The organism is Rhodococcus sp. OAS809 (genome assembly GCF_040546695.1).
In the GTDB taxonomy this organism is placed as follows: domain Bacteria; phylum Actinomycetota; class Actinomycetes; order Mycobacteriales; family Mycobacteriaceae; genus Rhodococcus_F; species Rhodococcus_F qingshengii.
In genome coordinates this window covers 337,651-363,201 of sequence record NZ_JBEPOI010000002.1, presented here as the reverse complement: position 1 = coordinate 363,201, position 25,551 = coordinate 337,651, and the positions used below count along the sequence as shown (strand labels likewise).

The window sequence follows — 25,551 nt, the reverse complement described above, 5'->3', positions numbered from 1 at the left end:
CCGTTCGCGTTCGAGTCCCGTTTGCTCAGCCGAGGAGATTACGCAGTTTGGAAGCGAGCGTGTCCCACTTCCAGTCTTCGGCAACCCATGCCCGGCCGGCTGCTCCCATCGCGGCCGCGCGATCACGATCGGACAGCACCTCGATCACGGATTCGGCGACGTCGCGAACAGAGGTGCCGTCGACCACGAGCCCGGTCTTGTTCTGCTGCACCGTTTCCGGAGCGCCACCACTGCGCCCGGCGATGACCGGCACACCGGTAGCCGAGGCCTCGAGGTAGACGATTCCCAGTCCTTCGACGTCCAATCCGGCGCCTCGGGTACGGCACGGCATGGCGAACACGTCGGCGATCGTGTGGTGCGCCGCCAACTCTGCGGCGGGCACCGTGCCCGTGAAGACGACGTGATCGTCCATCCCGGTCTTACGCGCCAATTGGCGGAGATGGTCCTCGTACGGCCCACCTCCGACAATCACCAGTACCGCCCCGTCAATGCTCTTGCGTACGGTCGGCAGCGCCTTGATGAGCATGTCCTGCCCCTTGCGTGGCACGAGCCGCGACAGGCACAGGATCGTGGGCCGCTCGCCCAGCCCGTATCGCTTACGCAGTTCCGCGCGGGCGACCGAGTCCGGGTGGAACACTGACGTGTCCACTCCGGAAGGAAGGTGCTCGAGCGCCGCTTGCGGGCCGAAGGCCGCCGAGAACCGCCCACGGGTGTATTTGCTGACGAACGTCACCGCATCGGTGTGGTCACCGATCACACGCAACGACTGCCGCGCACCGGGAATCATCGACCATCCGACCTCGTGGCCGTGAGTACTCGCGATCACTCGGCTCGCTCCGGCACGTCGAACAACCGGCGCCAACAACGCCAACGGCGCTGCCGCACCGAACCAGACCGACTCGCAGTCGTGCTTCTTGACCAACTTCGCGGCTCGACGAGCGACAAAAGGCGACGGCAGCATCAGCGTCGTCGGGTGCCGAACGACCTCGAAAGGCTGTGCCGCATCGAACTTCTTGTGCGAGTCGCCCCGCCACCGCGGTGCGTACACCACCAACTTGTCCGGCGGCAGATGCCCGGCGAACGTGTGGAGATAGGACTGGATACCTCCGGGGCGAGGAGGAAAATCGTTGGTCACCAAGAGGGTCCGGCGCATCCGTCCACCGTAGGGCACTCGGTGCTTCAAACGTGCGAAGGGCACCTCGCCGCTGCAATCGACCCAGCCGCGAACCGCTCAGCCCAGATGGCTGTTGGTCCAGTCGACCCATCCGGCTCGCAGTTCCTCGGTTCCGACGCCAACGACCGCTCGGATCCGCGAATCGAGGTCTTCGGCAGTCATCTTTCCGGAGGCGAGAGCGCGAAAGAGGTCGGTCAGCTTTGCTTCTCCGAATCGATCGGCGATATACGCGTTGATCGACCACGCCGATTCGTACGCCAGTGAACTCACGACCGGTACACCGCTGAACTGCGTGTCGTCCGGAAACTCGGTCGGAGTATCGCCGGAGCGTACCGCTGCCGCCAGAGTCGGCGCGATCTCACCCCAGGCCCGCGAGGATCCACGGTTTCCCGCGTATTCGGCAAACCCTTCCAATACCCACATCGGCGACCCGTCACGGGTTTTCGATCGGGCGGCTATGTGCATCAGTTCGTGGCGCAACACCGTTCGCCTGGTGATGTCGGTCAACCTCGAAGCCGCGGCAGGCGAGAAGACCACCCGCTGGCCGCTCACGTCGGAAGACCCGTCCGCCGTCGCATCCGCGACCGACACTGCGGCAATCGAAGCGCCGTCGTGATGGGAGCCGACCAGTGCGGTGAATTCCTCAGCGGACCCCGCCACCATGAGCACCGCGCGCTCGGACCACCACGGCCCCCACAACTGCGTCGTGTTCTCGATGGCTGAGTCCACATCGGCAGCCAAAGCGTCGACGAACGCCTGCTGACCCGGGTGGCCGATCACCAGCGCGTTACCCGCAGAATTCTCGGCGACGGCAAGCGGGCCGAAGTCCCAGGGGCCGTTCCAGGATTCGCCCGCCGTTCGGGCGCCGTCCAGTCCGACGATCGACCCGTCCGCAAGAACCGACCACTGATCGCCGCGTTTCGCGAGTGTCATGGACACTGCCTTGCGCGTGGGCAATGCGTCGACGCCGTCGAGGGCGTACCGCAACAGAACTTGCGCATTCCATACTTCGACGTCTCCGCCCGGCGCACCGGTTCGCGGCGCCGGAGTCAGGCCGCCGCTGGGAATCTCGTATCCCCAGTCGGAGAATTCGAGCGCTCCCGCTGCAGTGGCTCGTCGAACTTCCGCCTCGAGCACACCGGGTGCGGCGGAACTGTCGACGAACTTCGCCAGCCCCGACGGATCGTCGGACATCTGAGCCGCGGCCCATGCATCGAGAAAGCTCTGGACTTGAGCGCTGCGTTCCGCGTCCTGTTCGGCGGCGGCGTTTTCGTCGGAATCGGACCTGTTCGTCAGGAAGATCGTCAGGCCCAGAACGAGCACCACGGCTACACCGAGCGCCACGAGGGCCGGATACTCCCAACGGCGTGGTCGATCTGCGCCGACGTCGGGCGTCGTCATCGGTTCAGTCGGCACGGTGCCGAGTGTAGGAGAACTCGACTCGACGCTTCACGGCGGCTGGCCACACGCCACTCAGGCGCAGCAAGCCGTCAGTAACGACGCGCAGTGGAGAACTCCATGCCTGCCATCGACTGGACCTTCACCGGTACGCCGAACGTCGACGCATGCAGAATGTTTCCGTCGCCGGCGTAGATGCCGACATGCGAGTTGTCGCTGTAGAACGTCACGACGTCGCCGGGCTGTAGTTGGTCCCTCGACACCGGTACACCGCCCTGCGCCTGCGCTTGGCTCGATCGCGGCAGAGTCTTTCCGATCTGCTTGTAGGCCCACACCACCAGACCTGAGCAGTCGAACTCGTTCGGGCCGGTCGCGCCCCAGACGTACGGGTCACCGATCCGCGTGAGGCCTGCCTGCAGAGCAGCAGCACCCGAGCCAGGGGTCAAGTTAGCCAGAATTTTGCTGAGATCGACGTCCGGCGGGAAAGGCGTACCGCTCAGTTGGTTACGTTCGTCGTCGGTGAGATTCTGGAAGGCTTTGGTCACGTCGGCGATCTGCGTCTGCAGTTCACTCTGCTTGCGCTGCAAATCGTCACTGAGCGCGCGGGCTTGATCGGCGGCGGTTCGCGCTTCTTCGGCCGATCGCTTCGACGCTTCCGAGGCGGCACGCGCATCGGCAGTGGCTTGGTTGAACTGAGAGACCTGTACTGCCGCGTCGTTGGAAATCACGTCGAGCGCAGACATCTGGTCGAGCAACTGCTGCGGCGAGTCGCTCACCATCAACGCAAAGAGGCGATTGGTTCGCGCACCCTGGTAATTCGCTGTGGCAATACGGTTTACCGCCGGAGCGAACTCGGCGACGCGCGCCGAAGCCGCGTCGAGAAGACCCTGATCGGCTGCCGATCGCACGTCCGCATCATTCGCGACTGCCAGCTTCGCGTCGAGGTCGATCTGCGCGTTGTGCAGCGCTTCGTTGGTCTGCTCGGAAACCCGGGAGAGTTCACCGAGCTTGTCGAGCGCCTCGGTGGGGTTGGTGATGACGGGGTCGGCACCGGCCTGCATCGAAGGCCCTGCAACGAGTCCGAACGCCAGCACTCCCACTGTCAATGCGGCCCGTACTCGACTGTTGTTTTTCGATGAAACCACGGAATGCAACTCTCCGTCTCGGTGAAGCGACGCCGACCGGGACCGGTCGACGATCTGTTAGCTGGCTGTCAACTATCCACAGTACCTGTCTCGGCCGCGCAATGTCTCGATAAGGTTACGGAACGGCATACGTTTGTGTCTACTCGCCGGTAGGCGTGTCGGGGTGAAGTACCGGGCGAATTGTCGCGAAACGAAAATGTGGGCCCCGAATCGAAGATTCGAGGCCCACATTCGAAGATCCGGAGCTCCCCCGAGCTCCGCCGCATCACAGCGGCGGATCGTTCCGACTGCCTACCGGAGACAGCCGTCGAGCGTGTTCAGAAATCAGTAACGGCGAGCGCCGTCGTACGGCATCGAGGACACCGGAGCGAGCTTCACGGGCTGACCAGCGGTCGACGCGTGGATGACATTGCCGTTACCGGCGTAGATGCCCGAATGCGATCCGCCGTAGAAGGAGATCACGTCGCCGACCTGAAGATCGGACTGTGCGACGGCAACGCCGGCTGCAGCCTGGTCGTAGCTCGTGCGAGGCAGGTTGAGACCGGCCTGCTTGTATGCCCACTGAACGAGACCGGAGCAGTCGAATGCGTCCGGGCCGGCTGCGCCGTACACGTACGGGGAGCCCAGCTTGCTCTCTGCGGCGCGAACTGCCTGCTCACCAACACTGGAGATGGGAGCGGCCGGTGCAGCCGGTGCGATGTCGGTGATGCCCGGAATGACCGGCAACTGAGGAATAGAAACGCCCGGAACCTCGAACGTGCCGACGCCGGGGATGGTGATGGGGTCTGCCGAGGCAGGTGCAGCGGTTGCAGCGAATGCTCCGACTGCGAGCGCGCCGGCTACTGCCAACTGCGCTGAACGCTTGAAACTCTGTGACGCCACTTAAGGGGTGCTCCATTTCTTCCATTCATCCGCCGACCGAGTTAGCTGACGGGTTCGGGCTGGGAAGATCAGCCCTACCCGCGTGGTCTGCAGCGATCCTGCGTGCTGCACCCCAGGCGGGATTCACCCCAGTGGAAACTTGGGTTCCCGGTTCGGGTTCCTCGCGGAGATCCCGATTAGGCGGTTCCTGACGATGCCGGTCCTGTTTGGTCCGGCAAGACTTCGTTAGGTCTCAGGAAGGTTACGAAATGATCGCGACGATGTCGACCGCTTCGTGACAATCGCGCCCGATTCGCCGGAAATCGTGGTGCCGCGCCCGCGATACGCCCGGCGGGTCACGGGGAGATAACAACAGGTCGGTTCGGCGACCCACTCCAGGCCGTCAAACCCGCACCCGCTACCCACTGCCAAGGCTCACCAAACCCGACAATCCGATCTTCCATGCAGTTCAACGATGATTACTTGAAACTAGAACTTGTTCCGGTCACGGACGCGGTTTCAGCCGTCGACAGACGCACCGAAGACCCCCTCGACTCGCCCTACTCACAAGTAGGCGCGCGTCCACATTCGCGAGTTCCCACCGCCAGTGTGATCCTCGTCTCTCCTACTTTTGTCGGGCGTTCATCGACCGATTTCGCAACGGAAGTCCGTGCGGGTCGGATTCCGTGTCTGCACTCTCGAATTCGTGTCGGGGGGTACTTCTACTGTCTGCGGTGTGAGTCCCGCCTCGGCCCGAGAATTTCCGTCTCCGCCCCCGTTCTCCGACGGGGAGAAGTTCGACGTCGGGCGGCAACTGAGCTTCGACGAACTGGACACACCGCTGAGCGAGACAACATTTGTCGTGGTCGACCTCGAGACCACAGGGGGCAGCGCCGACCAGGACTCCATCACCGAGATCGGCGCCGTCAAGATCCGCGGCGGCGAGGTACTGGGCGAAATGGCAACACTCGTCGACCCCGGCCGGTCGATTCCGCCGTACATAGTCGAACTGACCGGAATCACCACAGCCATGCTGATCGGCGCACCTCCCATCGAACGTGTCCTGCCTGCATTTCTCGAGTTCGCCGAGGGCGCGGTGCTGGTGGCACACAACGCGCCGTTCGACATCGGTTTCCTCAAAGCAGCGGCGTCACGCAGCGCGCGCCCGTGGCCTGCGTTCCGTGTCCTGTGCACCGTCAAACTCGCCCGGCGCGTACTCACACGCGACGAAGCACCTTCGGTGAAGCTCTCCGCACTCGCCCATCTCTTCCAAGTGACCACCCAGCCGACGCACCGGGCTCTCGACGACGCGCGTGCGACCGTCGACGTCCTCCACGGACTGATCGACAGGGTCGGAAACCAGGGTGTCCACAGTTACAGCGAACTAGTCGACTACCTGCCCAACATTTCCTCGCATCAACGGGCCAAACGGTCCTTCGCCGCAAACCTGCCGCGAAGCCCCGGTGTCTACCTTTTCCGCGGTCCTTCCGACGAAGCCCTCTACATAGGAACTGCTACCGACCTTCGACGCCGCGTCCGCAACTACTTCACCGGTTCGGAGACCCGCGGCCGGATGAAGGAAATGGTCGCGCTGGCCACCCGCGTGGACCATGTCGAGTGCGCGCACTCTCTCGAGGCCGGGGTGCGTGAACTACGACTGCTGAGCGCGCATGCGCCGCCGTACAACCGTCGCTCCAAGTTTCCCAAGCGAGGTTGGTGGATCACCCTCACCGACGAGGCGTTTCCGAGACTGTCCGTGGTTCGCACGCCCACGGCCGATTCGATCGGCCCGTTCACCTCTCGCGGCGACGCAGTCGACGTCGCCGACACCGTCGCAGAGTTCAGTCGTCTGCGCACGTGTACCAAGCGTCTCGGACGCGGCGCCGTTCACGGCCCTGACTGCCCCGCTCGCGAACTGGGGGCGTGTCCAGCCTCCTGGACCCCGGAAATCAACGCAGAGGACTACGCGGCCGCCCCTGAGGCCGTGCGTGGATTCTTCCGAGGAACCAACGACGCTCCCCTCCAACAGATGCAGGCCCGGATCGACGAGCTGTCCGCACACGCGTTGTTCGAGAATGCTGCTCGTCTGCGTGACCGAACGGTCGCAGTCGCCACCGCAGTGCGGCGCACTCAGCGACTCGCTGCAATCGCGGCGATCGAACAACTCGTTCTCGCCCGCCCCACCGGAGACGGCGGCTGGGAGCTGTCGGTGATCCGGTCCGGGCGTCTCGCGTCCGCCGGGCTCGCCAGACGTGGGACTCACCCGATGCCCGTCGTCGACGCCATCACCGCGGCGGCCGAAACCGTCCTACCGGACGACGCCCCGTTCCGCGGCGCGTCACCCGAAGAACTGGGACTGATCGCAAGGTGGCTCTCGTCGGACGGTGTCCGAATCGTGTCGGCGACATCCGGATACGTCGAACCTGTGAGCGGCGCCGGCAAGTGGGAAGCCTGGTGCCGACTCGCCCGAGCCGGAACCGAATCCGAACATCGATGACGTAACGGCGGGGCGGCACCCCTAAGCTCGATCGAAACCACCGGGTCATCACAACCCGCAGGGAAATCGAGGAGAGAAATGATCAACGCCATCGTCATGATTCACGCCGAGTCCGCTCGGATCCCGGAAACCGCGCAGGCCGTCGCCGACCTGTCCGGAGTGACCGAGGTCTACTCGTGCGCAGGTGACGTCGATTTGATCGCCATCGTGAAAGTGCGTGACCACGCCCAGATCGCCGACGTGGTCACCGGAGGAATCAACAAGGTGCCCGGCGTTCTCCGAACCGCCACACACATTGCGTTCCAGTCATTCTCCAGCGCAGACGTCGAGGCCGGTTTCTCGCTGGGTGAATAGCCCCTCGATCAGGCTTGGTCAGCCAGCTCGGCGGTGAGCGCCGCCCACTTGTGAAGCAGTTCAGCGCCCGCGCCGCTGTCGATCGCGGCAGCGGCTGCAGTCATCCCGGCAGAGATCGCACTCTCGAGATCGTCGCCGACACCGTTGAATGCCGCGATGGCTGCTCCCGCGTTCAGCAGGACCGCGTCCCGGACCGGCCCCTTCTGCCCGGAAAGCAGCGTTCTGGCGACGGTGGCGTTGATTTCGGCGTCGCCTCCACGCAACTCTTCGAGAGGAACGCGGTCGATTCCGAGGTCACGCGGATCCAGCGTGACAGTTCGCACACTTCCACCGCCGACGATGTGAACCGTCGACGTCGTCGATGTGGTCAGTTCGTCCAGTCCGTCGTCTCCCCGTACCACCAACGCCGAATTGCCGCGCTGCGCAAGGACTCCCGCGACGACCGAGATCAGTTTCGGAAATGCGCACCCGATCAGCCCGGCACGCGGACGAGCCGGATTGGTCAGTGGACCGAGCACGTTGAATGCCGTCGGAATGCCGATTTCCTTGCGAGGCACCGCCGCAAAGCGCAGTGCGGGATGGAAGACCGGCGCGAAACAAAAGCCGATGCCGACCTCTTCGACGCACCTCGCAACCTGCTCCGGCCCGAGGTTGATGCGAACGCCGAGCGCCTCGAGCACGTCGGCGCCACCGCTCTTGGACGAAGCAGCGCGGTTGCCGTGCTTGACAACTCGCACACCGGACGCGGCAACCACGATCGAGGCCATCGTCGAGATGTTCACCGTGTTGGAGCGGTCACCACCCGTGCCGACGATGTCGACGACGTCGGAATCGACCGGCACGCGCCTGGAGTGTTCGAGCATCGCGGCGGCGAGCCCTTCCAACTCCGCGGGGGTTTCTCCCTTCATCTTCAGACCGACCCCGAAAGCAGCGATCTGAGCGGAGGTGGCGTTGTCCGACATGATCTCGCCCATAGCCCAGCGACTGTCGGCTTCCGACAAGTCACTGCCGTCCGTGAGCAAACCGAGAATCATCGGCCAGGACCGCACCACTGCACTCGAATCGACGTTCACGGCGTTGGATGCGTCGGTGCCGGCCATAGTGCCTTGGTCCCCTGTCGTTCAAGTGGGCTGGATTTCGAGCTGTCGTTTCGAGCTGTCGTTTCGCGCTGCCATTTTGTGCTGCCGATGACCCTCGAAGCCTAGTCAGTGAGGTAACGAGGAAACCGAATAGGGCCGCTCAGGACTTTCTGCGACCGCGTTTGGGCGGCGCCTCCGCAAGTATCGGGGGCTGGAGCGCGTCCCACCCGGCGACCGAACCACCGAGTCGCTGCGCCAGACCAGCCATTCGTGACCGCTCCTGGGAGCAATGCAGGGCGTCAAGCACCTGGACACGCTCGAAGACGACGCGAACCGAATTCTCGACCACCGGAGTCACGTCCTCGGGCCGACCCACGCCTCGCACATATCCGTCCTGGGCGACGATGCTCTCGGCATCGGCTACCGAGCCCTCCGGGAGGTCGAGATGATGCCGCAGAACCACTTCGGACTCCGCCCTGAACTCCGGCTCGGTGGAGGCGGCACGTTCGAGAGCCGTCGAGCTCGCCTCGGCGTCGTCGAAGCCTTCGGCAACGACGACCAGATCCGACCGCCCTGCATCGAGCGGTGTCGGAATCTTCGTGCCGAAAATTCTCAGGAACCACGGTCTACTCTTGTGTGTAGCTGCCATCGCGCCAGCATATTCCGACCACGCCACCAGCGCGTTCGCCGCCCGATCCCGCGAACTCGAGCCGAGCGACGCGCCGATGGTGGACCCGAGTGGTCGTCTCTTACGACGAAGCGTCATACTTCTGTCTGTGACGAGCGCAGTAGGGACTTCAGGATCGGCAATCACCCAACGCGTGCACTCGCTGAACCGGCCGAATATGGTCAGCGTTGGCACCATCGTGTGGTTGTCAAGTGAGCTCATGTTCTTCGCAGGGCTCTTTGCCATGTACTTCGTGGCACGAGCTCAGGCGAACGGAAATTGGCCGCCGGAGCCAACCGAATTGAACCTTTATCTGGCCGTGCCGGTGACCTTGGTGCTTATCGCATCTTCGTTCACCTGCCAGATGGGTGTCTTCGCGGCCGAGCGTGGCGACGTCTTCGGACTTCGTCGCTGGTACACCATCACCTTGGTCATGGGGGCGTTCTTCGTCGCCGGCCAGGGTTACGAGTACTACCACCTCGTGCACGAGGGCACCACGATTTCGAGCAGCGTGTACGGCTCGGTGTTCTACATGACCACCGGCTTCCACGGTCTGCACGTCATCGGCGGTCTCATCGCCTTCGTCTTCTTGATCGCACGTACCCGGGTCAGCAAGTTCACGCCCGCCCAGGCCACCGCCGCGATCGTTGTTTCGTACTACTGGCACTTTGTCGACATCGTGTGGATCGCGCTGTTTGCCACGATTTATTTCATCCGTTAATCAGCTGTACGCCCCAGGCAGCCCCTGACGTCCAGTTCCGTCCCGACATACCAAAGGGATACAGATGAGTTCATCCCCCCCTCCCGCATCCGATAACTCAGCGAATGCCGCGAAGTCGCGTCGCCAGCGGAAAATCCGCCGGCGCGTCACTGGCGCGCTCGTATTGATGATGGGATTGATCAGCGCAGGTTTCCTCGCTTCGGCGTTGACACCAGCTCCGCAGGTTGCGACCGCCAGTGACGATTCAGCAGCCCTGATTCGTGAAGGCAAGCAGCTGTACGACACGTCATGCATCACGTGCCACGGCGCGAACTTGCAGGGCGTGCAGGACCGCGGTCCCAGCCTCATCGGCGTCGGCGAAGCAGCCGTGTACTTCCAGGTCTCCTCTGGTCGTATGCCGGCAGCTCGCAACGAGGCCCAGGCTGCACGCAAGGACCCCAAGTTCGATGCTGCGCAGACCGACGCCCTCGGCGCTTTCATCCAGGCCAACGGCGGCGGCCCGACGCTCATCCGCGACGAGAACGGCGAAATCGCCCAGTCCTCGCTGCGCGGTGGCGACGTCGGACGCGGCAGTGAGCTCTTCCGGCTCAACTGCGCGTCGTGCCATAACTTCACCGGCCGCGGTGGCGCACTGTCCTCGGGCAAGTACGCCCCGGTCCTGGATCCGGCCAGCGAGCAGCAGATCTACGCTGCCATGGTTACCGGTCCCCAGAACATGCCGAAGTTCTCGGATCGTCAGCTGACGATCGAGGAGAAGAAGGACATCATCGCCTACGTCAAGTCGTCGGGCGAGTCGAAGGACCCCGGTGGGTACGGGCTCGGTGGCCTCGGTCCGGCCTCTGAGGGTCTCGCCATGTGGGCCGTCGGAATCATCGCTGTCGTCGGTGCAGCATTGTGGATCGGAGCAAGGTCATGAGCGACGCTGGCCAGCATGGCGGCGATACGCCTAAGAAGTACACAGATGAAGAGCTCGACGCGATGTCACGCGACGACCTGGTCAAGCTGGGTACCAATCTCGATGGCGTCGATGTCGTCTACCGCCGTGATCGTTGGTCGGTAAAGGGCACCAGGGCGGAAAAGCGCGCCGAGCGCAACGTCGCCTTCTGGTTCGGCCTCGCCGGCGTTTCGGCGATCGCGTTCATCGCGATCTACCTGTTCTGGCCCTGGGAGTACGCAGGCGCCGGTGACGAGAACTACGGCAAGTACAGCCTGTACACCCCGCTGATCGGCTTGACCATGGGTCTGGCGATCCTCGGCGTCGGCATCGGTGCCGTTCAGTTCACGAAGAAGTTCATCCCCGAAGAGGTCTCGATCCAGGACCGCCACGACGGTGGTTCCACCGAGGTCGATCGTCGCACGATCGTCGCCGAGCTCGGCGACACCCTCGAGACGTCCACCCTCCCCCGCCGCAAGGCCATCAAGCGCAGCTTGATGTTCGGCGGCGGCGCACTCGGCGTCATGATGGTCATGCCCCTCGGCGGACTCATCAAGAACCCGTGGGCCAAGGGCGACGACTCACCTCTGTGGGTGTCCGGCTGGACCCCGAACTACCCGGGCGAGACCATCTACCTGCGTCGTGACACCGGCCGTCCCGAGGACATCGTCCTCGTTCGCCCGGAAGATCTCGATGCCGGTTCGATGGAAACGGTCTTCCCGTTCCGCGAGTCCGACCGTGGCGACGAGCACGCTCTGCTCGCAGCACTACGCGGCATTCGTAACTCGGTGATGCTCATCCGCCTCCGCACGGAAGACACCGCGCGTGTCACCAAGCGTAAGGGCCAGGAAAGCTTCAACTACGGCGATTACTTCGCCTACTCGAAGATCTGCACCCACCTGGGTTGCCCCACCTCGCTCTACGAACAGCAGAGCAACCGTATTCTGTGCCCCTGCCACCAGTCGCAGTTCGACGCACTGACCTACGGCAAGCCGATCTTCGGTCCCGCTGCTCGCGCACTTCCGCAGTTGCCTATTACAGTGAACGAAGAGGGCTTCCTGGTCGCCGACGGTGACTTCATCGAAGCACTCGGCCCGGCATTTTGGGAGCGTCGACCGTGACCACAACAACAACCAAACCGTCCAAGATCAGCGCGGCAGCGGCTGGACAAGCGGAGGCTATGGACTCCCGCTACCACCTCGCCGCAGGCATGCGCCGGCAGATCAACAAGGTCTTCCCGACGCACTGGTCCTTCATGCTCGGCGAGATCGCGCTCTACAGCTTCGTGATCCTGCTGATCTCCGGTGTGTTCCTGACGCTGTTCTTCGATCCGTCGATGGCACACGTCGTCTACCAGGGCGCATACCAGCCGCTTCGCGGTGTCACGATGTCTCGCGCCTACGAGACGACCCTGAACATCTCCTTCGAGGTGCGCGGCGGTCTCTTCGTTCGCCAGATTCACCACTGGGCTGCACTGATGTTCGCGGCGTCGATCATCGTTCACCTCGCTCGCATCTTCTTCACCGGCGCCTTCCGTCGCCCACGTGAAGCGAACTGGGTCATCGGCTGCCTGCTGCTCATCCTGGCGATGTTCGAAGGCTTCTTCGGTTACACCATCCCCGACGACCTGCTCTCGGGCACCGGCCTCCGCGCCGCCTTCGGTGGTATCACGATGAGTATCCCGATCGTCGGTACCTGGATGCACTGGCTGATCTTCGACGGCGACTTCCCCGGCGACCTCATCATCCCGCGTCTCTACGTCGCTCACGTGCTGCTGTTCCCGGGCATCATCCTGGCTCTGATCGCCGGCCACCTCGCGTTGGTCTGGTACCAGAAGCACACGCAGTTCCCCGGCCCCGGCCGTACGGAACAGAACGTCGTCGGCGTCCGCATCCTCCCGGTCTTCGCGATGAAGGGTGGCGCGTTCTTCGCCATGACCTTCGGCGTGCTCGCACTGCTCGGTGGTCTGTTCCAGATCAACCCCGTGTGGAACATCGGTCCGTACAACCCGTCACAGGTCTCGGCAGGTTCCCAGCCCGATATCTACATGATGTGGACGGACGGCCTTGCTCGACTGTGGCCGGCGTGGGAGATCTACCTGTTCAACCGGTACACGATCCCTGCAGTGTTCGCCGTCGCCCTGATCATGGGCCTCGTCTTCGCACTGTTAATCGCGTACCCGTGGATCGAGAAGCGTCTCACCGGAGACGACGCTCACCACAACATCCTGCAGCGCCCGCGCGACGTGCCGGTCCGTACCGCTATCGGTGCGATGTCCATCGCGTTCTACCTGGTGCTCACGATCTCCTGCATCAACGACATCATCGCGTACCACCTGCACATCTCGCTGAACGCAATGACGTGGATCGGCCGTATCGGCATGGTCATCCTTCCGCCCATCGCGTACTTCGTGACGTACCGGTTCTGCATCGGCCTGCAGCGCAGTGACCGTGCAGTCCTCGAACACGGCATCGAGACCGGCATCATCAAGCGGATGCCGAACGGCCAGTACATCGAGATCCACCAGCCGCTCGGCCCCGTCGACGAGCACGGACACCCGATCCCGCTCGAGTACCAGGGTGCTGCTGTCCCGAAGAAGATGAACAAGCTCGGCCTCGCCGGCAAGCCCGGTAGCGGTAGCCTGATCACCGCTGACCCAGTCGAGGAGAGCGAGGCTCTCGAAGCCGCTCATCACGAAGCTGAGCACGAGCAGCTTCAGATCCTTCTGGACTACCAGAACCGAACCAACGGCAAGTCCGATGGTTCAAGTGGAGAACTCCACTAAGAACGTCAGTTGACCAGTGAGGCCCCGAACCGGATTCCGGTTCGGGGCCTCACTCGTTCTCTGAGCGATTCAGTATGGACAACCTCCAAGTGGGCACCACTCCCCCGGTCCGTCGTCTGAGCGCCGACAACAGCAGGCACTACGCTTTGCTAGACCTCGAGCACAGTCGAATAGTGCTCCACCGTCGGGAACGGCTCGTAGAAGTGATGGAGAAGTTCTCGCCACTTCTCGTATCCTGGCGACTTACGGAACCCGATGGTGTGTGACTCCACGTCTTCCCACTCGACCAGCAGGAGATATCGCTCCGGTGATTCCAGGCAGTGCGAGAGCCGCAGCCTGATGAATCCGGGAACCTCGGAGATGATGGTTCGGGCCACGTCGAATGCGGCCTCGAAACGCGCTGACTGCGACGGATCGACCTGCAGGACGGCATGTTCGAGAATCATCTACCGAGTGTTGCACGTTCTCGGGAGTCCCCTCGAGGCGTTGTCGCCTGGTGAGATACTCGGACCATGACATCCCATGCACGCGGCACCTTCGAGATCGATCTTCGCCCCGCCGATCCTGAGCTCTCCGGACGCGTCGGACGCTTCGAGTTCGACAAGACGTTCATCGGCGGCGTCGAAGGCACGTCGTCCGGACTGATGCTGTCCGCGGGCGATCCGACAGCCGGTGCAGCGGGCTATGTCGCTTTGGAGTTTGTCACGGGGCAGGTCGACGAAGCTGTGGGATCGTTCGCCCTGCAGCAGTTCGGTCAGATGATCGACGGAACGCAGAAGCTTCTGTACGAGATCGTGCCGGGGTCCGGAACCGGCGAGTTGAAGGGCATCTCAGGCACTCTCGAGCTCGAGGTCGTCGACGGTCTGCACCGCTACGACCTCGAATACTCGCTCCACGATTGACAGAGAGCGGCTGTTGACAGGCACCCTCCTACCACCGAAACGTACATAAACGACAACAGAGGCGCCGTACCCGGGTGGGTGCGGCGCCTCTGTTCGAGTGCGGGTGAAACTAGTGCTTCTCGGGTCCGGTGTAGTACTCGAACACCAGGCCTGCGGCTGCGGCGAGCACACAGACAACTGCGACTGCGATGAGCCACGGCTGGAAGTACGCCAGCGACACTGCCGCGAGTGCAGCAGCAGCGGCAAGCAGGATCGGCCAGAAGCTACCCGGGCTGAAGAAGCCCAGTTCTCCTGCACCATCCGAGATTTCAGCGTCGTCGTAGTCCTCGGGACGGGTGTCCAGACGACGGGCGACGAAGCGGAAGTAGGTACCCACGATGAGCGTCAGACCTGCAGACAGGACGATGGCCGTCAGTCCGGCCCACTCGATACCTGTGCGTGACAGAGCGGTGAACACTCCGTAGATGATCGCGACGAGAATGAAGAACATCGTCAGGATCTCGAAGAGCTTGGCTTCGATCTTCATATCAGCACTTGTCCTTGTTCAGTGAAGAGGCTGGCCGGCTCAGTTGCCTGCAGTGGCGACGGTTGCCTGACGGTACTCGCGGTCGGTGTTGAACGGCGTGGTCGACGTAGCCACCGGCGACTGACCGATTGCCTGCAGAGCCTCAGCGGTCGTCAGACCACCCTTGCCCTCCGCGTCACCCTTGCGCAGTTCGATGTACTTGGCGAAGTCCTCCGGCGAAACCGCACGAACCTCGAAGTTCATCATCGCGTGGAACGTGCCACACATTTCTGCACAACGCCCGACGAACGCGCCTTCCTTCTCGATCTCACTGATCTGGAAGATGTTGTCCGAGTGGTTCTCCTTGGGGTTCGGGAGAACGTCACGCTTGAACAGGAACTCGGGCACCCAGAATGCGTGGATGACGTCCGAGGAAGCGAGTTCGAACTGGATTCGCTTGCCGGTAGGCAGAACGAGGATCGGGATCTCCTGGCTGGAGCCGACGGTCTCGATCTTGTCGTAGTGCAGGTAGCTCAGGTCCTCGGTGCTGTTGCCGTGGATCGGGCCGGGAACTTCTTCGCCGTGATCGTTGACAGTGGAGCCCTCGGTCTTGGCAGCCTCTTCGGCCTCGACGTCGATTCCGTTGTACTTGGCGGAACCGTCACCGAACTCGATGGAGCGGTAGCCGAACTTCCAGTTCCACTGGAAGGCCGTGACGTCTACAACGACGTCAGGGTTGTCCGTCTTGTCCAGAACATGGTTCTGAACGATGACGGTGAAGTAGAAGAGAACCGCGATGATGACGAAGGGAACTGCCGTGTAACCGAGTTCGAGCGGCACGTTGTATGCCGTCTGACGCGGGAATTCCGGCGAGTCCTTCTTCTTACGGTGGAAGATGACGGCCCAGAAGACCAACCCCCACACCAGCACACCCATGACGAGGGCGGCTACAACCGACCACGTCCACAGCTCACGCATGCGCGTCGCCTCCGGGGTGATGCCCGAAGGCCACCCGAAACGAAGCACTTCGTTGTCGATGGAGCAACCCGACAGCAGCAAGGCAGCAATGCCCAGAGATACTGCCAGCCCCGCTCGCCGAAGGATCCGACCTTGCGCCACGTTCACGCCTTCCTGATCGCCACAAAATTCAACTAGGGCATGCCCGGAGGGAAGGCCCAATTACTACGCAGCGTAGACCAAAGCCGGGCGCTATCCATCCTCGGGTCCTCGCCCGTGTCGCGGCGGACGTCACACAGCTCTCTCAGGTGCTGCTCAGGAACGGCTCAGGTCGTTTCGGCGACGCACATCACGTCGATTCGTTCCGCCGCGATCGGCAGGGACGTCGATCTGCGGCATACTTTCGTCAAGAGTTCGTTGACCTCTCCCCGACACTCGTGTCCGGGAGCCTTCTGTACAAAAATTCTGAATCGAGGAACCGGACGCTGTGTGTGGACTGCTCGGGCTACTGACATCTGGCGGAACCAGCGAGGACGCCGTCTCGCGGGTCGACCAGGCGATGCATTGCCTTCGTCACCGCGGGCCGGACGAACACGGGACGTGGAACGACGATCACCTCGTCTTCGGGTTCAACCGCCTGGCGATCATCGACATCGCTCATTCCCACCAGCCGCTGCGTTGGGGCCCACCGGAGAACCCGGAGCGTTATGCGCTCACGTTCAACGGCGAGATCTACAACTACTTGGAGATCCGCGCCGAACTGGTCAAGGACCACGACGCCAAGTTCTTCACCGAGGGCGACTCCGAGGCCATCGTCGCTGCATTCCACTACTGGGGTGAGGACGCGGTCCGGCGCCTGCGCGGAATGTTCGCGTTCGCGATCTGGGACACCGACACACGCGAGCTGTTCATCGCGCGCGATCCGTTCGGGATCAAGCCGCTGTTCATCGCGACCGGCGCCGGCGGCACCGCGTTCGGCAGCGAGAAGAAGAGCCTGCTCGAACTCACCGATCTGATCGGCATCGGTACCGAGCTGGATCCGCGTGCCATCGAGCACTACACCGTTCTGCAGTACGTACCGGAGCCGGAAACACTGCACAAGCAGATCCGACGCCTGGAGTCGGGCAGCTTCGCTCGGGTGCGTCCGGGCGAGGAGCCCACGTTCACGCGGTATTTCACGCCGAAGTTCCCGGCCAAGCCTTTTGCACCTGGCACCGAGAAGGCGCGCTACCAGGAAATCGCCGAGGCACTCGAGGATTCGGTCGCCAAGCACATGCGCGCCGACGTCACCGTCGGTTCGTTCTTGTCCGGTGGTATCGACTCCACGGCGATCGCGGCGCTGGCGATGCGCCACAACCCCAACCTGATCACCTTCACGACCGGTTTCGAACGTGAGGGCTATTCCGAGGTCGACGTCGCTGCAGAATCTGCCGCAGCGATCGGCGCGAAGCACGTTGTCAAGGTGGTCTCCCCCGCCGAGTTCGCCGCTGCCATTCCCGAGATCGTCTGGTACCTCGACGACCCGGTAGCCGATCCGGCATTGATTCCGCTGTGGTTCATCGCGAAGGAAGCGCGCAAGCACGTCAAGGTCGTGCTGTCCGGCGAGGGTGCCGACGAGCTGTTCGGCGGCTACACGATCTACCGTGAGCCGTTGTCGCTCAAGCCTTTCGAGTACCTCCCCAAGGGACTGCGTCGGGCTGCCGGCAAGTTGTCCGAACGCATCCCGGACGGCACTCGCGGCAAGAGTCTGCTCAACCGCGGTTCCTTGACGCTCGAGGAGCGCTACTACGGAAATGCTCGTAGCTTCAACGACGCTCAGCTCCGCGCCGTCCTGCGCGATTTCCGCCCCGAGTGGACTCACCAGGACGTCACTGCGCCGATCTACGCGCAGTCACGGGACTGGGATCCGGTTGCGCGGATGCAGCATCTCGACCTGTTCACCTGGCTGCGCGGCGACATCCTCGTCAAGGCAGACAAGATGACGATGGCCAACTCGCTGGAACTGCGTGTGCCGTTCCTCGATCCCGAGGTCTTCGACGTCGCGTCACGCGTACCGCTCGATCAGAAGATCACGAAGGACACGACCAAGTACGCACTGCGCCAGGCCCTGGAAGGCATTGTGCCGCACCATGTTCTGCACCGCGCGAAGCTCGGATTCCCGGTTCCCCTGCGCCATTGGCTGCGCGGCACCGAACTCTTCGACTGGGCACATCTGCAGATCGAAGAGTCGGGAACCGACCACATCTTCGACAAGCAGGCCGTCGTGAAGATGCTCAACGATCACCGCGAGGGCGTGTCCGACCACAGCCGACGCCTGTGGACCGTCCTGACCTTCATGGTCTGGCACGGAATCTTCGTGGAGAAGCGCATCGTGCCGCAGATCCAGGAACCGGTGTACCCGGTCAATATCTAGGCCTTCGGCCCCGTGAGCGGTTAGGGAGTCTCCGAACTCCTCAACCACTCACGGGGCGGAGCCCTACTTCGGCAGGATCGTCGCGATCTCGTCCGCTGCCGCGCTGCCGTATGCGTCGGTAAGGCGCTTGAGTGCCTCGTCGCGATTGAACACCCACTCCTGCGTTCCCACGGTCTCGAGAATCAACACAGCGACCAAAGATCCCAACTGTGCAGCACGCTCGAAGCTCAGACCGGCGCCGTGTGCGAGCAGGAACCCGGCGCGGAAGCCGTCACCAACGCCCGTCGGATCCACCTTGCCGGTCTCGGGCACTACGTCGACGCGCACCCAATTGCCTTCGGCGTCAACAATTTCCACACCCTTGGAGCCGAGGGTCGTGACACGGATGCCGACCTGCGCGCGGATCTCTTCCTCGCTCAGACCAGTCTTCTGCTGAAGAAGACCCCACTCGTACTCGTTGGTGAACAAGTACTTCGCGCCGTGAATGAGCGCCTTGGCCTCGTCACCGGACAGGCGGGCAAGCTGCTGCGACGGATCCGCTGCGAACGGAATCCCGAGCAGACGGCATTCGTCGGTATGGCGAACCATGGCCTCGGGGTCGTTGGCGCCGATCAGCACCAACTCGACTGCGCCTGCAGTCTTGGCCACTGCCGCGAGTTCGATCTCGCGAGCCTCGCTCATCGCACCGGGGTAGAACGACGCGATCTGCGCCATGTCCTCGTCGGTGGTGCACACGAAACGCGCCGTATGTGCCTTGTCCGAGATACGGACCGCGCTGCAGTCGACGCCGTTGTCCTCGAGCCACGTGCGGTACTCGGCGAAGTCGGCACCGACTGCGCCGACGAGTAGCGGGGACCCACCGAGCACGCCCATGGCGTAAGCGATGTTGCCGCCGACACCACCGCGGCGAATCACGAGATCGTCGACCAGGAAACTCAGCGAAACGTGGGCGAGCTGATCGGCGAGGAGCTGATCGGCGAAGCGGCCGGGGAAGCGCATCAAGTGGTCGGTGGCGATGGAACCGGTTACCGCAATAGTCACGGATCGTGGCCTTTCAGCGAAGTGAGTACAAGAATGAAAGAGGAGCAAAAGTTCACGTTACCGCCCGTAGCGCCGTCATCGGCGTCCGAGCTGTCGGATCGGAACGGTCTACGTACGAGTCACCACAAACAACTGACGCGAAACCGAATGTCGGTTCCGCGTCAGTTGTTCGTGAATTGAGTTGTGATCGACAGACTCAGTTGAACGAGTCACCGCAGGCGCAGGAGCCTGTTGCATTGGGGTTGTCGATCGAGAAGCCCTGCTGCTCGATGGTGTCGAGGAAGTCGATGGACGCACCTTCGACGTACGGCGCGCTCATCCGGTCGACAACCAGATTGACGCCGTTGAAGTCGACAGTGAGGTCACCGTCGAGCGTGCGGTCGTCGAAGAACAGCTGGTACTTCAGTCCGGCACAGCCGCCGGGCTGCACTGCAATACGCAGCGCGAGGTCGTCGCGACCCTCCTGATCGAAGAGTGCCTTCGCCTTGGCGGACGCGGCCTCGGTCATCTTGACGCCGTGGGTGGCGGTCTCGTTCTGCACAGTCATGGGCTCTCCCTAATGTTCGTACCAACCCGTGAACGCTTCAACGGTACGCCGCTGCCGACTTATTCCCGCCAGTCCTTTACCGGGTGCGATTCGTCTTCATCCTATCCGGTCTTCCCGACACGGCAACGGCGCGTCGACGCTTGTGGATCCTCAGCTCCGGACGCCGCGCCAGATGTTCCACTCGCGTGCCGTGTGTTCGGCGAGTCCCTCGAGACACGCCGACGCTTCCTCCATCGCACGTTCCACCGACCCGGCGAAGTCCGTCACCGACTTCGCCGCGACTATCGAGGTCGACGCATAGTCCGCCTCGTCGAGCGTCACCTGGCCGGCAAAGACGAGCGTCGGAACGCCGTGCGCTGCCCCCGCCGAAGCGAGCGTTGTGACGAGTTTGCCGCGCAGAGATTGGTGGTCGAACTTGCCTTCGCCTGTGATCACCAGGTCAGCGGAAGCCAGTAGCGCGGCCTGTCCGGTGCGATCCGCGACGACGTCGGCCCCGGATCGCCGCTGTGCACCGAGCGCAAAGAGCGCGGCACCGATACCACCCGCGGCGCCGGCACCCGGAAAATCCGACACTCGTTTTCCGGTGGCGGACTCCAACTGTTCGGCCCATCTCGCGTTCCGCGCTTCGAGGACAGCGACGGCTTCGGCGTCGGCACCCTTTTGCGGGCCGAACACCGCTGCCGCACCGTGCTCGCCGAGAAGTACGTGTTCTACGTCGGTGGCGGCGACCAACTGAGTGCCTGCCGTAGCCGCCGCTGCAACCTCCAGGCCGCCCAGCGCCTCCACCAGTCCACGTCCCCCGTCGGTGCAGCAACTCCCACCGAGTCCGACGACAACCGTCTTCACGCCTGCCTCGAGCGCGACAGCGATCAGCTCTCCCACACCGAGACTGTGCGCGGCGAGTGCGGTGTCCCGCGTCGGCGGACCTCCGAGCAGGCCGAGCCCGACGGCCTCGGCGGACTCGATGTACGCCGTGTCCGAATCGAACAGCCACGTGGCGTCGACGGCGGCGGTCAAAGGCCCGGACACCCGTGCAGTCCGGATGTCGCCCCCGGCCGTGGCCAAGACGTCGACGAATCCCGGACCACCGTCGGATTGTGGCGCGGTGACGACGTCGTCTTCGGGTCGGCCACGTCGCCAACCGGCAGAAATGGATTCGGCCGCTTCGACGGCCGTCAACGTCTCACCGAACGAATCTGGAGCAACTATTACCCGCATAGCCGAAGTCTAAGAGTCCCGAATGACCCCGATGTTTCACGATCTCGCGCGTTTCAGTGCCTCGGGCGATCGGGTTTTTCAGAAAGACCGAGGTCGGTTTCCCAGACCGTGCACTTATCCAATAGCCTGGAGGTGTGAAATTGCTACGCCGCGGTGACTCAGACAACTCCGACAAACGTGACGTCGAGGGCACTGAGTCATCCTCGGCCTCCGAAGAGGCGCCCATCGAGCAGGTGGGCAAGGGCCGCCCCACACCCAAGCGTCGTGACGCCGAGGCGAAGAGGCGTGGCCCCGTTGCCCCTGCCCCGCTGACCGCGAAGGAAGCCCGCGCCCGCCGCAAGGCGACCCGCGGCTCCAAGGAGGACCGCAAGGCCGAAGCCGCCGAGCGTCGCGCATCGTCGGCAGACCGCCGCGCCCGCATGCTCGCCGGCGAGGACAAGTACCTGCTCCCCCGCGACAAGGGACCGGTTCGCGCCTACGTCCGCGACTTCATCGACGCTCGCCGCAACCTCGTCGGGCTGTTCATGCCGCTCGCGTTGATCCTCATCATGACCATGTTCGTCACGCCCGCGCTCCAGCAGATCGTCACACTGGCAATGCTCGTGATGATGCTCTTCATGGTCGGTGAAGGCATCTGGCTCGGTCGCATGATCAACAACCGCGTCGCCGAGCGCTTCCCCGACAGCACCGACGGCGGCTTCAAGCTCGGCTGGTACGCGTTCGTTCGCGCGTCGCAGATCCGCAAGCTGCGCGCACCGAAGCCTCGTGTGGGGCCGGGCGACGCAATCTGAGCGTGACGAACACGTATAGAACTTTGGTCCTCGGCGGCGCGCGGTCTGGTAAGTCCGCGCACGCCGAGGATTTGGTTTGTGGAGGCCACCTACCCGAAAGTTCGGCACCGATCCGGTATCTGGCGACGGCAAGGCGCGATGTCTCCGACGCAGACTGGGAAAGCCGGATCGACCAGCACCGCAACAGGCGGCCTTCCCATTGGTCGACGGTCGAAACCGCAGATGCCGGCGACCTCGCGGCGCAGCTCGAAAGCGATTCACACACAGCGACGTTGGTCGACGATCTGGGAACGTGGCTGACCGCGGAACTCGATCGGCAAGGCGCCTGGGACGCTCCGCGCGGCACCGTCACTCCCGCTGCGGACAGCCTGGTCGCCAGTGTCGAGAACTATCGCGGACACCTGGTGCTGGTCAGCCCCGAAGTGGGTTTGGCCGTCATCCCCGAGACGCGGTCCGGACGATTGTTCCGCGACGAGATCGGCACTCTCAACGCTCGTATCGCCGCGGTGTGCGATCGTGTCGTACTAGTGGTTGCAGGGTTACCGCTCATCTTGAAAGATACTGCTGCACAACCGGAAGGCACGATGTGAGTACCGAGGCCAATCCAGGGGCCATTTCAGGGGCGAATCCAGATGCCAACCCTGACGTCGCGCCAGTCAGTAGCGCCGACTTCGAACCCGTCACCCCGCCCGACCGCGAGGTGCGAGCGCAGGCCGATGCGCGTCAGCGTGATCTGACCAAGCCGGCCGGTTCGCTGGGCCGACTGGAGGCTCTCGCCGGCTGGGCATCAGCCTGCCAAGGAGTTTGTCCCCCACACGCTTTCGCTCGGCCTCGCGTCGTCGTGTTCGCGGGTGATCACGGAATCGCCCGCAATGGCGTCTCCGCCTATCCGCCGGAAGTGACCGCACAGATGGTCGCCAACTTCCTCGGGGGCGGCGCGGCAGTCAACGTCCTCGCCGAGGTTGCCGGCGCCACGGTACGCGTCGTCGACATCGCAGTGGACGGCGATACCGATCCGTCCGTCTCGAACCACAAGGTACGCAGGTCTTCCGGGTCCATCGACCGCGAAGACGCCATGTCGAACGAGGAAACCCTTCAGGCCATCGCCGCCGGCCGAGCGATCGCGGACGAGGAAATCGACGGGGGCGCAGATCTTCTCATCGCCGGCGACATGGGCATCGGCAATACGACGCCCGCAACCGTACTCATCGCCGCACTCACGGACAGTGAACCCGTCGCGGTCGTGGGTCGAGGTACCGGTATCGACGACGCCGGATGGATCCGCAAGACCGCAGCGATTCGCGACGCTCTCCGGCGTGCCCGTCCGCACGTTCGCGACACAGTCGCGCTGCTGCGCACGTCTTCGGGTGCCGACCTCGCCGCGATGGCCGGCTTTCTGGCCCAGGCAGCTTCGCGTCGCACGCCGGTGATCCTCGACGGCGTTGTGGTCACCGCAGCCGCCATGGTTGCCGACGAACTGGCTTTCGGCGCACGTGAATGGTGGGTCGCCGGACACCGCTCCACCGAACCTGCCCACACCATCGCATTGACCCGAATGGGTCTCGACCCGATCGTCGAGTTCGACATGCGTCTCGGTGAAGGTTCAGGTGCAGTCACAGCTCTCCCGATTCTTCAGGGCGCAGTGGCAATCCTGGGCAAGATGGCGACATTCTCCGAAGCCGGTGTCAGCACTCAGGGCAGCGCACCTGCCGACGAACCGGAGTCGATCGACCTGACCAAGACCGATACGGCGGAGTGAGCGTGGCGGGCCCGCTGTCCGGAGTGCCGCTGGCCTTCTCGTGGCTGACGGTCCTTCCGGTTCGTGGTCCCTCCGACATCGATCGAACTGCCGGCCGTCGCGCCATCGCGGCAGCTCCGCTCACCGGGATCGCTCTCGGCATTGCCGCGACGTTTCTGCTCTGGGGCACAACCAGTATCGGCCTGAATCCCTATCTCGCAGGCTTGCTGACGGTCGGTGCGCTCGCTCTCGGGACACGCGGGATGCACGTGGACGGACTGGCAGACTCCGTCGACGGACTGGGTTGTTACGGTCCACCGGAGCGCGCCCGCGAAGTCATGCACAGCGGCGGTGCCGGACCGTTCGGGGTCGCGGCGCTGTTCATCTTCCTCGGGCTGCAATCGGTCTCCTTCGGCGTCCTCGCTGTTGCCGACTCCCCCACGCAGTGGATCGCCGTTCTCGTATCTGTCGCTGCGGGTCGTGTGGCCGTCGTTTTTGCCTGCCGCCGAGGTATTCTCGCGTCGAGCCCGAGCGGATTCGGTGCGCTCGTCGCCGATTCACAACCGCTGTGGGCCGCAATCGTGTGGTCGGTTCCGCTGATCGCCGCTTCCGGCTTTGCCGCCGACCGGTGGTGGCTCGGCCCTCTCGTGACCGCGTCGGCGCTGGTGATCAGTGTGCTGTGCGTGCGTCACTGCGTCCGTAGATTCGGCGGACTCAACGGAGACGTTCTCGGATTCGCACTCGAACTCACTGTGACGCTTACGGCCGTCGGCCTCACTCTCGGACTGTGATCCGACGTCGTGCGAGTAGGTGTCCTTGCGTACGAAGGTTGCCTCGCGGCCGAGATCTTCGTTTTCACCGACCTTCTCCTGATCGCCAATCGCGTCGCTGATGGAGCGCCCGCCGACCCCTTCGAGGTATCGGTCATCGCAGCGTCCCGCACGCCCGTCGTTGCGGCAGGTGGATTTTCGCTCGGCGTGCAGGAGGGGCATCACGACATCGATCACCTGGTTGTGCCGGGGTTCGAACTCGTGCCGTCCGAAGACCCTGCGACGCGCTTGTCGCTGTGGGAGGGAGAAATCGAGTTCATCCGTGCGTGCGAGGCGCACGGCGTTCGGGTGTCGTCAGTCTGCGTCGGCGCGTATCTGCTGGGCGAGGCGGGACTGCTCGACGGACGCCGATGTACGACGTCGTGGCTGTACGGTGCGGACCTCGCGAGTCGTTACCCCGGTGCGACGGTTCGAACCGACTCGTTGATCGTCCAGGACGACGGCGTCACCACCACTGCTGCGTTCACCGCCGCGCTCGACCTCGCAACAGCACTCGTGCGCGAGCATCTCGGCGACAAGATTGCGCGAAGGACTGCAAGAATTACTCTGGCGCCGGAAAACCGAACCAGTCAATCTCCGTACATCGTCGACTCGATGCTGCCCGCCAAACACACACAGTTTGCCGACGACGTCGGAAGGTGGCTGGTCGAACGGATGGCGGAGCCTTACGACTTGGATCTGCTGTCGGGTGCTTTTCGTGTCAGCACCCGAACCATGCTTCGGAAGTTCAAGGACGAGACCGGGGAATCGCCGCGCAGTTATCTGCAGCGTGCACGGATCCGAAAAGCGAAACGGTTGTTGGAATCGACCGACTGGTCTCTCGGAAAGATCCTGGGGCACATCGGCTATCAGGATCCTGGAACCTTCCGTCGCCTGTTCACCGACCGCGTCGGCATCAGCCCGGCCGACTACCGAAAGCGATTCCGCAACGGCGGCGCCGGATAGGTGCGAGGCGAGCCCGCCCGAAAACATGGCGAACCGCCCTCTTCTGTAG

Annotated in this window: 25 protein-coding genes and 1 riboswitch; of the genes, 13 read left to right on the top strand and 12 right to left on the bottom strand. The window is 63.5% G+C overall.

The genetic code is table 11. From position 1 onward, the window contains the following. Positions 1-25: 25 nt before the first annotated feature. The 4 genes from ABIE52_RS04885 to ABIE52_RS04870 form a co-directional block, all read right to left on the bottom strand. Positions 26-1,153: a glycosyltransferase family 4 protein gene (locus ABIE52_RS04885; RefSeq protein ID WP_003941734.1), complete on the bottom strand. Its 1,128-nt coding sequence runs from the start codon at positions 1,151-1,153 to the stop codon at positions 26-28. Positions 1,154-1,231: 78 nt separating this feature from the next. Continuing rightward, positions 1,232-2,590, bottom strand: coding sequence for a peptidase MA family metallohydrolase (locus tag ABIE52_RS04880; RefSeq protein WP_230691661.1), 1,359 nt, complete (start codon positions 2,588-2,590; stop codon positions 1,232-1,234). 74 nt (positions 2,591-2,664) lie between these two features. Continuing rightward, complete coding sequence (locus ABIE52_RS04875) at positions 2,665-3,717, bottom strand: C40 family peptidase (RefSeq protein WP_003941704.1); 1,053 nt, start codon at positions 3,715-3,717, stop codon at positions 2,665-2,667. 324 nt (positions 3,718-4,041) lie between these two features. Beyond that, positions 4,042-4,599 carry a C40 family peptidase gene (locus ABIE52_RS04870; RefSeq protein ID WP_003941754.1) on the bottom strand — a complete coding sequence of 186 codons (558 nt, stop codon included), beginning with the start codon at positions 4,597-4,599 and terminating at the stop codon, positions 4,042-4,044. Between the two features lie 14 nt (positions 4,600-4,613). Beyond that, positions 4,614-4,792, bottom strand: a riboswitch (cyclic di-AMP (ydaO/yuaA leader). A gap of 600 nt (positions 4,793-5,392) precedes the next feature. On the opposite strand from ABIE52_RS04870, the gene ABIE52_RS04865 reads away from it, so the two are divergent. Both ABIE52_RS04865 and ABIE52_RS04860 read left to right on the top strand, forming a co-directional pair. Then, entirely contained in the window at positions 5,393-7,075 is a 1,683-nt protein-coding gene (locus ABIE52_RS04865; RefSeq protein WP_054187293.1) for a DEDD exonuclease domain-containing protein, read from the top strand. Positions 7,076-7,153: 78 nt separating this feature from the next. Further along, positions 7,154-7,429, top strand: coding sequence for an Lrp/AsnC family transcriptional regulator (locus tag ABIE52_RS04860; protein WP_003941677.1), 276 nt, complete (start codon positions 7,154-7,156; stop codon positions 7,427-7,429). An 8-nt stretch (positions 7,430-7,437) separates the two neighbouring features. Here the strand turns inward: ABIE52_RS04860 and trpD are convergent, their stop codons facing one another. After that, positions 7,438-8,529: an anthranilate phosphoribosyltransferase gene (trpD, locus tag ABIE52_RS04855; protein ID WP_003941751.1), complete on the bottom strand. Its 1,092-nt coding sequence runs from the start codon at positions 8,527-8,529 to the stop codon at positions 7,438-7,440. Positions 8,530-8,668: 139 nt separating this feature from the next. Continuing rightward, the gene (locus ABIE52_RS04850; protein WP_030537046.1) at positions 8,669-9,157 is read right to left on the bottom strand and encodes a hypothetical protein; all 489 of its coding nucleotides are present in this window, start codon (positions 9,155-9,157) and stop codon (positions 8,669-8,671) included. A gap of 127 nt (positions 9,158-9,284) precedes the next feature. On the opposite strand from ABIE52_RS04850, the gene ctaE reads away from it, so the two are divergent. The 4 genes from ctaE to qcrB all read left to right on the top strand — a co-directional run bounded on the left by ctaE (position 9,285) and on the right by qcrB (position 13,615). Then, positions 9,285-9,896 (top strand): aa3-type cytochrome oxidase subunit III, encoded by a 612-nt coding sequence (gene ctaE, locus ABIE52_RS04845; protein WP_007730060.1) that lies wholly within the window; start codon positions 9,285-9,287, stop codon positions 9,894-9,896. Between the two features lie 64 nt (positions 9,897-9,960). Then, positions 9,961-10,812, top strand: coding sequence for a cytochrome bc1 complex diheme cytochrome c subunit (gene qcrC, locus ABIE52_RS04840; protein WP_003941682.1), 852 nt, complete (start codon positions 9,961-9,963; stop codon positions 10,810-10,812). After that, positions 10,809-11,951: a cytochrome bc1 complex Rieske iron-sulfur subunit gene (qcrA, locus tag ABIE52_RS04835; RefSeq protein WP_007730058.1), complete on the top strand. Its 1,143-nt coding sequence runs from the start codon at positions 10,809-10,811 to the stop codon at positions 11,949-11,951. Before qcrC ends, qcrA begins: the two co-directional genes overlap by 4 nt. A gap of 59 nt (positions 11,952-12,010) precedes the next feature. Then, on the top strand, positions 12,011-13,615 hold the full coding sequence (gene qcrB / locus ABIE52_RS04830) for a cytochrome bc1 complex cytochrome b subunit (protein WP_007730057.1): 1,605 nt from the start codon (positions 12,011-12,013) through the stop codon (positions 13,613-13,615). 149 nt (positions 13,616-13,764) lie between these two features. Here the strand turns inward: qcrB and ABIE52_RS04825 are convergent, their stop codons facing one another. Next, positions 13,765-14,061, bottom strand: a complete 297-nt coding sequence (locus ABIE52_RS04825; RefSeq protein WP_019748908.1) for an antibiotic biosynthesis monooxygenase family protein — start codon at positions 14,059-14,061, stop codon at positions 13,765-13,767. 66 nt (positions 14,062-14,127) lie between these two features. Here ABIE52_RS04825 and ABIE52_RS04820 point away from each other — a divergent pair, with 66 nt between their 5' ends. Further along, positions 14,128-14,517 (top strand): DUF3224 domain-containing protein, encoded by a 390-nt coding sequence (locus tag ABIE52_RS04820; RefSeq protein ID WP_063316159.1) that lies wholly within the window; start codon positions 14,128-14,130, stop codon positions 14,515-14,517. Between the two features lie 109 nt (positions 14,518-14,626). Here the strand turns inward: ABIE52_RS04820 and ABIE52_RS04815 are convergent, their stop codons facing one another. Further along, a complete protein-coding gene (locus ABIE52_RS04815) occupies positions 14,627-15,043 on the bottom strand; it encodes a cytochrome c oxidase subunit 4 (protein ID WP_003941723.1) in 417 nt (138 codons plus the stop codon). Positions 15,044-15,082: 39 nt separating this feature from the next. Next, positions 15,083-16,147: an aa3-type cytochrome oxidase subunit II gene (ctaC, locus tag ABIE52_RS04810; RefSeq protein WP_007730054.1), complete on the bottom strand. Its 1,065-nt coding sequence runs from the start codon at positions 16,145-16,147 to the stop codon at positions 15,083-15,085. A 319-nt stretch (positions 16,148-16,466) separates the two neighbouring features. Between ctaC and asnB the strand changes: the two genes are divergently transcribed. Then, positions 16,467-18,392: an asparagine synthase (glutamine-hydrolyzing) gene (gene asnB, locus ABIE52_RS04805; protein WP_003941790.1), complete on the top strand. Its 1,926-nt coding sequence runs from the start codon at positions 16,467-16,469 to the stop codon at positions 18,390-18,392. A 63-nt stretch (positions 18,393-18,455) separates the two neighbouring features. On the opposite strand, the gene ABIE52_RS04800 is transcribed toward asnB, so the two are convergent. The 3 genes from ABIE52_RS04800 to ABIE52_RS04790 all read right to left on the bottom strand — a co-directional run bounded on the left by ABIE52_RS04800 (position 18,456) and on the right by ABIE52_RS04790 (position 21,198). After that, positions 18,456-19,433, bottom strand: a complete 978-nt coding sequence (locus ABIE52_RS04800; protein WP_003941700.1) for a carbohydrate kinase family protein — start codon at positions 19,431-19,433, stop codon at positions 18,456-18,458. Between the two features lie 196 nt (positions 19,434-19,629). Further along, positions 19,630-19,980: a HesB/IscA family protein gene (locus ABIE52_RS04795; protein ID WP_007730053.1), complete on the bottom strand. Its 351-nt coding sequence runs from the start codon at positions 19,978-19,980 to the stop codon at positions 19,630-19,632. Positions 19,981-20,130: 150 nt separating this feature from the next. Continuing rightward, entirely contained in the window at positions 20,131-21,198 is a 1,068-nt protein-coding gene (locus ABIE52_RS04790) for a glycerate kinase family protein (protein ID WP_192712916.1), read from the bottom strand. Between the two features lie 134 nt (positions 21,199-21,332). On the opposite strand from ABIE52_RS04790, the gene ABIE52_RS04785 reads away from it, so the two are divergent. From ABIE52_RS04785 to ABIE52_RS04765, 5 genes are read left to right on the top strand one after another with little or no spacing between them, the layout of a single operon-like run. Then, complete coding sequence (locus tag ABIE52_RS04785; RefSeq protein WP_054187284.1) at positions 21,333-21,989, top strand: DUF3043 domain-containing protein; 657 nt, start codon at positions 21,333-21,335, stop codon at positions 21,987-21,989. Positions 21,990-21,991: 2 nt separating this feature from the next. Continuing rightward, the gene (gene cobU / locus ABIE52_RS04780) at positions 21,992-22,579 is read left to right on the top strand and encodes a bifunctional adenosylcobinamide kinase/adenosylcobinamide-phosphate guanylyltransferase (protein ID WP_064075447.1); all 588 of its coding nucleotides are present in this window, start codon (positions 21,992-21,994) and stop codon (positions 22,577-22,579) included. Between the two features lie 23 nt (positions 22,580-22,602). Continuing rightward, positions 22,603-23,748, top strand: a complete 1,146-nt coding sequence (cobT, locus tag ABIE52_RS04775; RefSeq protein ID WP_050793993.1) for a nicotinate-nucleotide--dimethylbenzimidazole phosphoribosyltransferase — start codon at positions 22,603-22,605, stop codon at positions 23,746-23,748. A 2-nt stretch (positions 23,749-23,750) separates the two neighbouring features. Further along, positions 23,751-24,518 (top strand): adenosylcobinamide-GDP ribazoletransferase, encoded by a 768-nt coding sequence (locus ABIE52_RS04770; RefSeq protein ID WP_083197676.1) that lies wholly within the window; start codon positions 23,751-23,753, stop codon positions 24,516-24,518. 9 nt (positions 24,519-24,527) lie between these two features. Then, entirely contained in the window at positions 24,528-25,502 is a 975-nt protein-coding gene (locus ABIE52_RS04765; protein ID WP_064113258.1) for a GlxA family transcriptional regulator, read from the top strand. Positions 25,503-25,551 lie beyond the last annotated feature (49 nt).

What these genes read in the sequence shown, in the direction of transcription:
- ABIE52_RS04860 (WP_003941677.1), top strand. Translation starts at nt 7,154, where the DNA reads ATGATCAACGCCATCGTCATGATTCACGCCGAGTCCGCTCGGATCCCG.
- qcrC (WP_003941682.1), top strand. Translation starts at nt 9,961, where the DNA reads ATGAGTTCATCCCCCCCTCCCGCATCCGATAACTCAGCGAATGCCGCG.
- ABIE52_RS04850 (WP_030537046.1), bottom strand. Translation starts at nt 9,157, where the DNA reads ATGGCAGCTACACACAAGAGTAGACCGTGGTTCCTGAGAATTTTCGGC.
- trpD (WP_003941751.1), bottom strand. Translation starts at nt 8,529, where the DNA reads ATGGCCGGCACCGACGCATCCAACGCCGTGAACGTCGATTCGAGTGCA.
- ABIE52_RS04825 (WP_019748908.1), bottom strand. Translation starts at nt 14,061, where the DNA reads ATGATTCTCGAACATGCCGTCCTGCAGGTCGATCCGTCGCAGTCAGCG.
- qcrB (WP_007730057.1), top strand. Translation starts at nt 12,011, where the DNA reads ATGGACTCCCGCTACCACCTCGCCGCAGGCATGCGCCGGCAGATCAAC.
- ABIE52_RS04885 (WP_003941734.1), bottom strand. Translation starts at nt 1,153, where the DNA reads ATGCGCCGGACCCTCTTGGTGACCAACGATTTTCCTCCTCGCCCCGGA.
- ABIE52_RS04795 (WP_007730053.1), bottom strand. Translation starts at nt 19,980, where the DNA reads ATGACTGTGCAGAACGAGACCGCCACCCACGGCGTCAAGATGACCGAG.
- ABIE52_RS04815 (WP_003941723.1), bottom strand. Translation starts at nt 15,043, where the DNA reads ATGAAGATCGAAGCCAAGCTCTTCGAGATCCTGACGATGTTCTTCATT.
- ABIE52_RS04790 (WP_192712916.1), bottom strand. Translation starts at nt 21,198, where the DNA reads ATGCGGGTAATAGTTGCTCCAGATTCGTTCGGTGAGACGTTGACGGCC.
- qcrA (WP_007730058.1), top strand. Translation starts at nt 10,809, where the DNA reads ATGAGCGACGCTGGCCAGCATGGCGGCGATACGCCTAAGAAGTACACA.
- ABIE52_RS04820 (WP_063316159.1), top strand. Translation starts at nt 14,128, where the DNA reads ATGACATCCCATGCACGCGGCACCTTCGAGATCGATCTTCGCCCCGCC.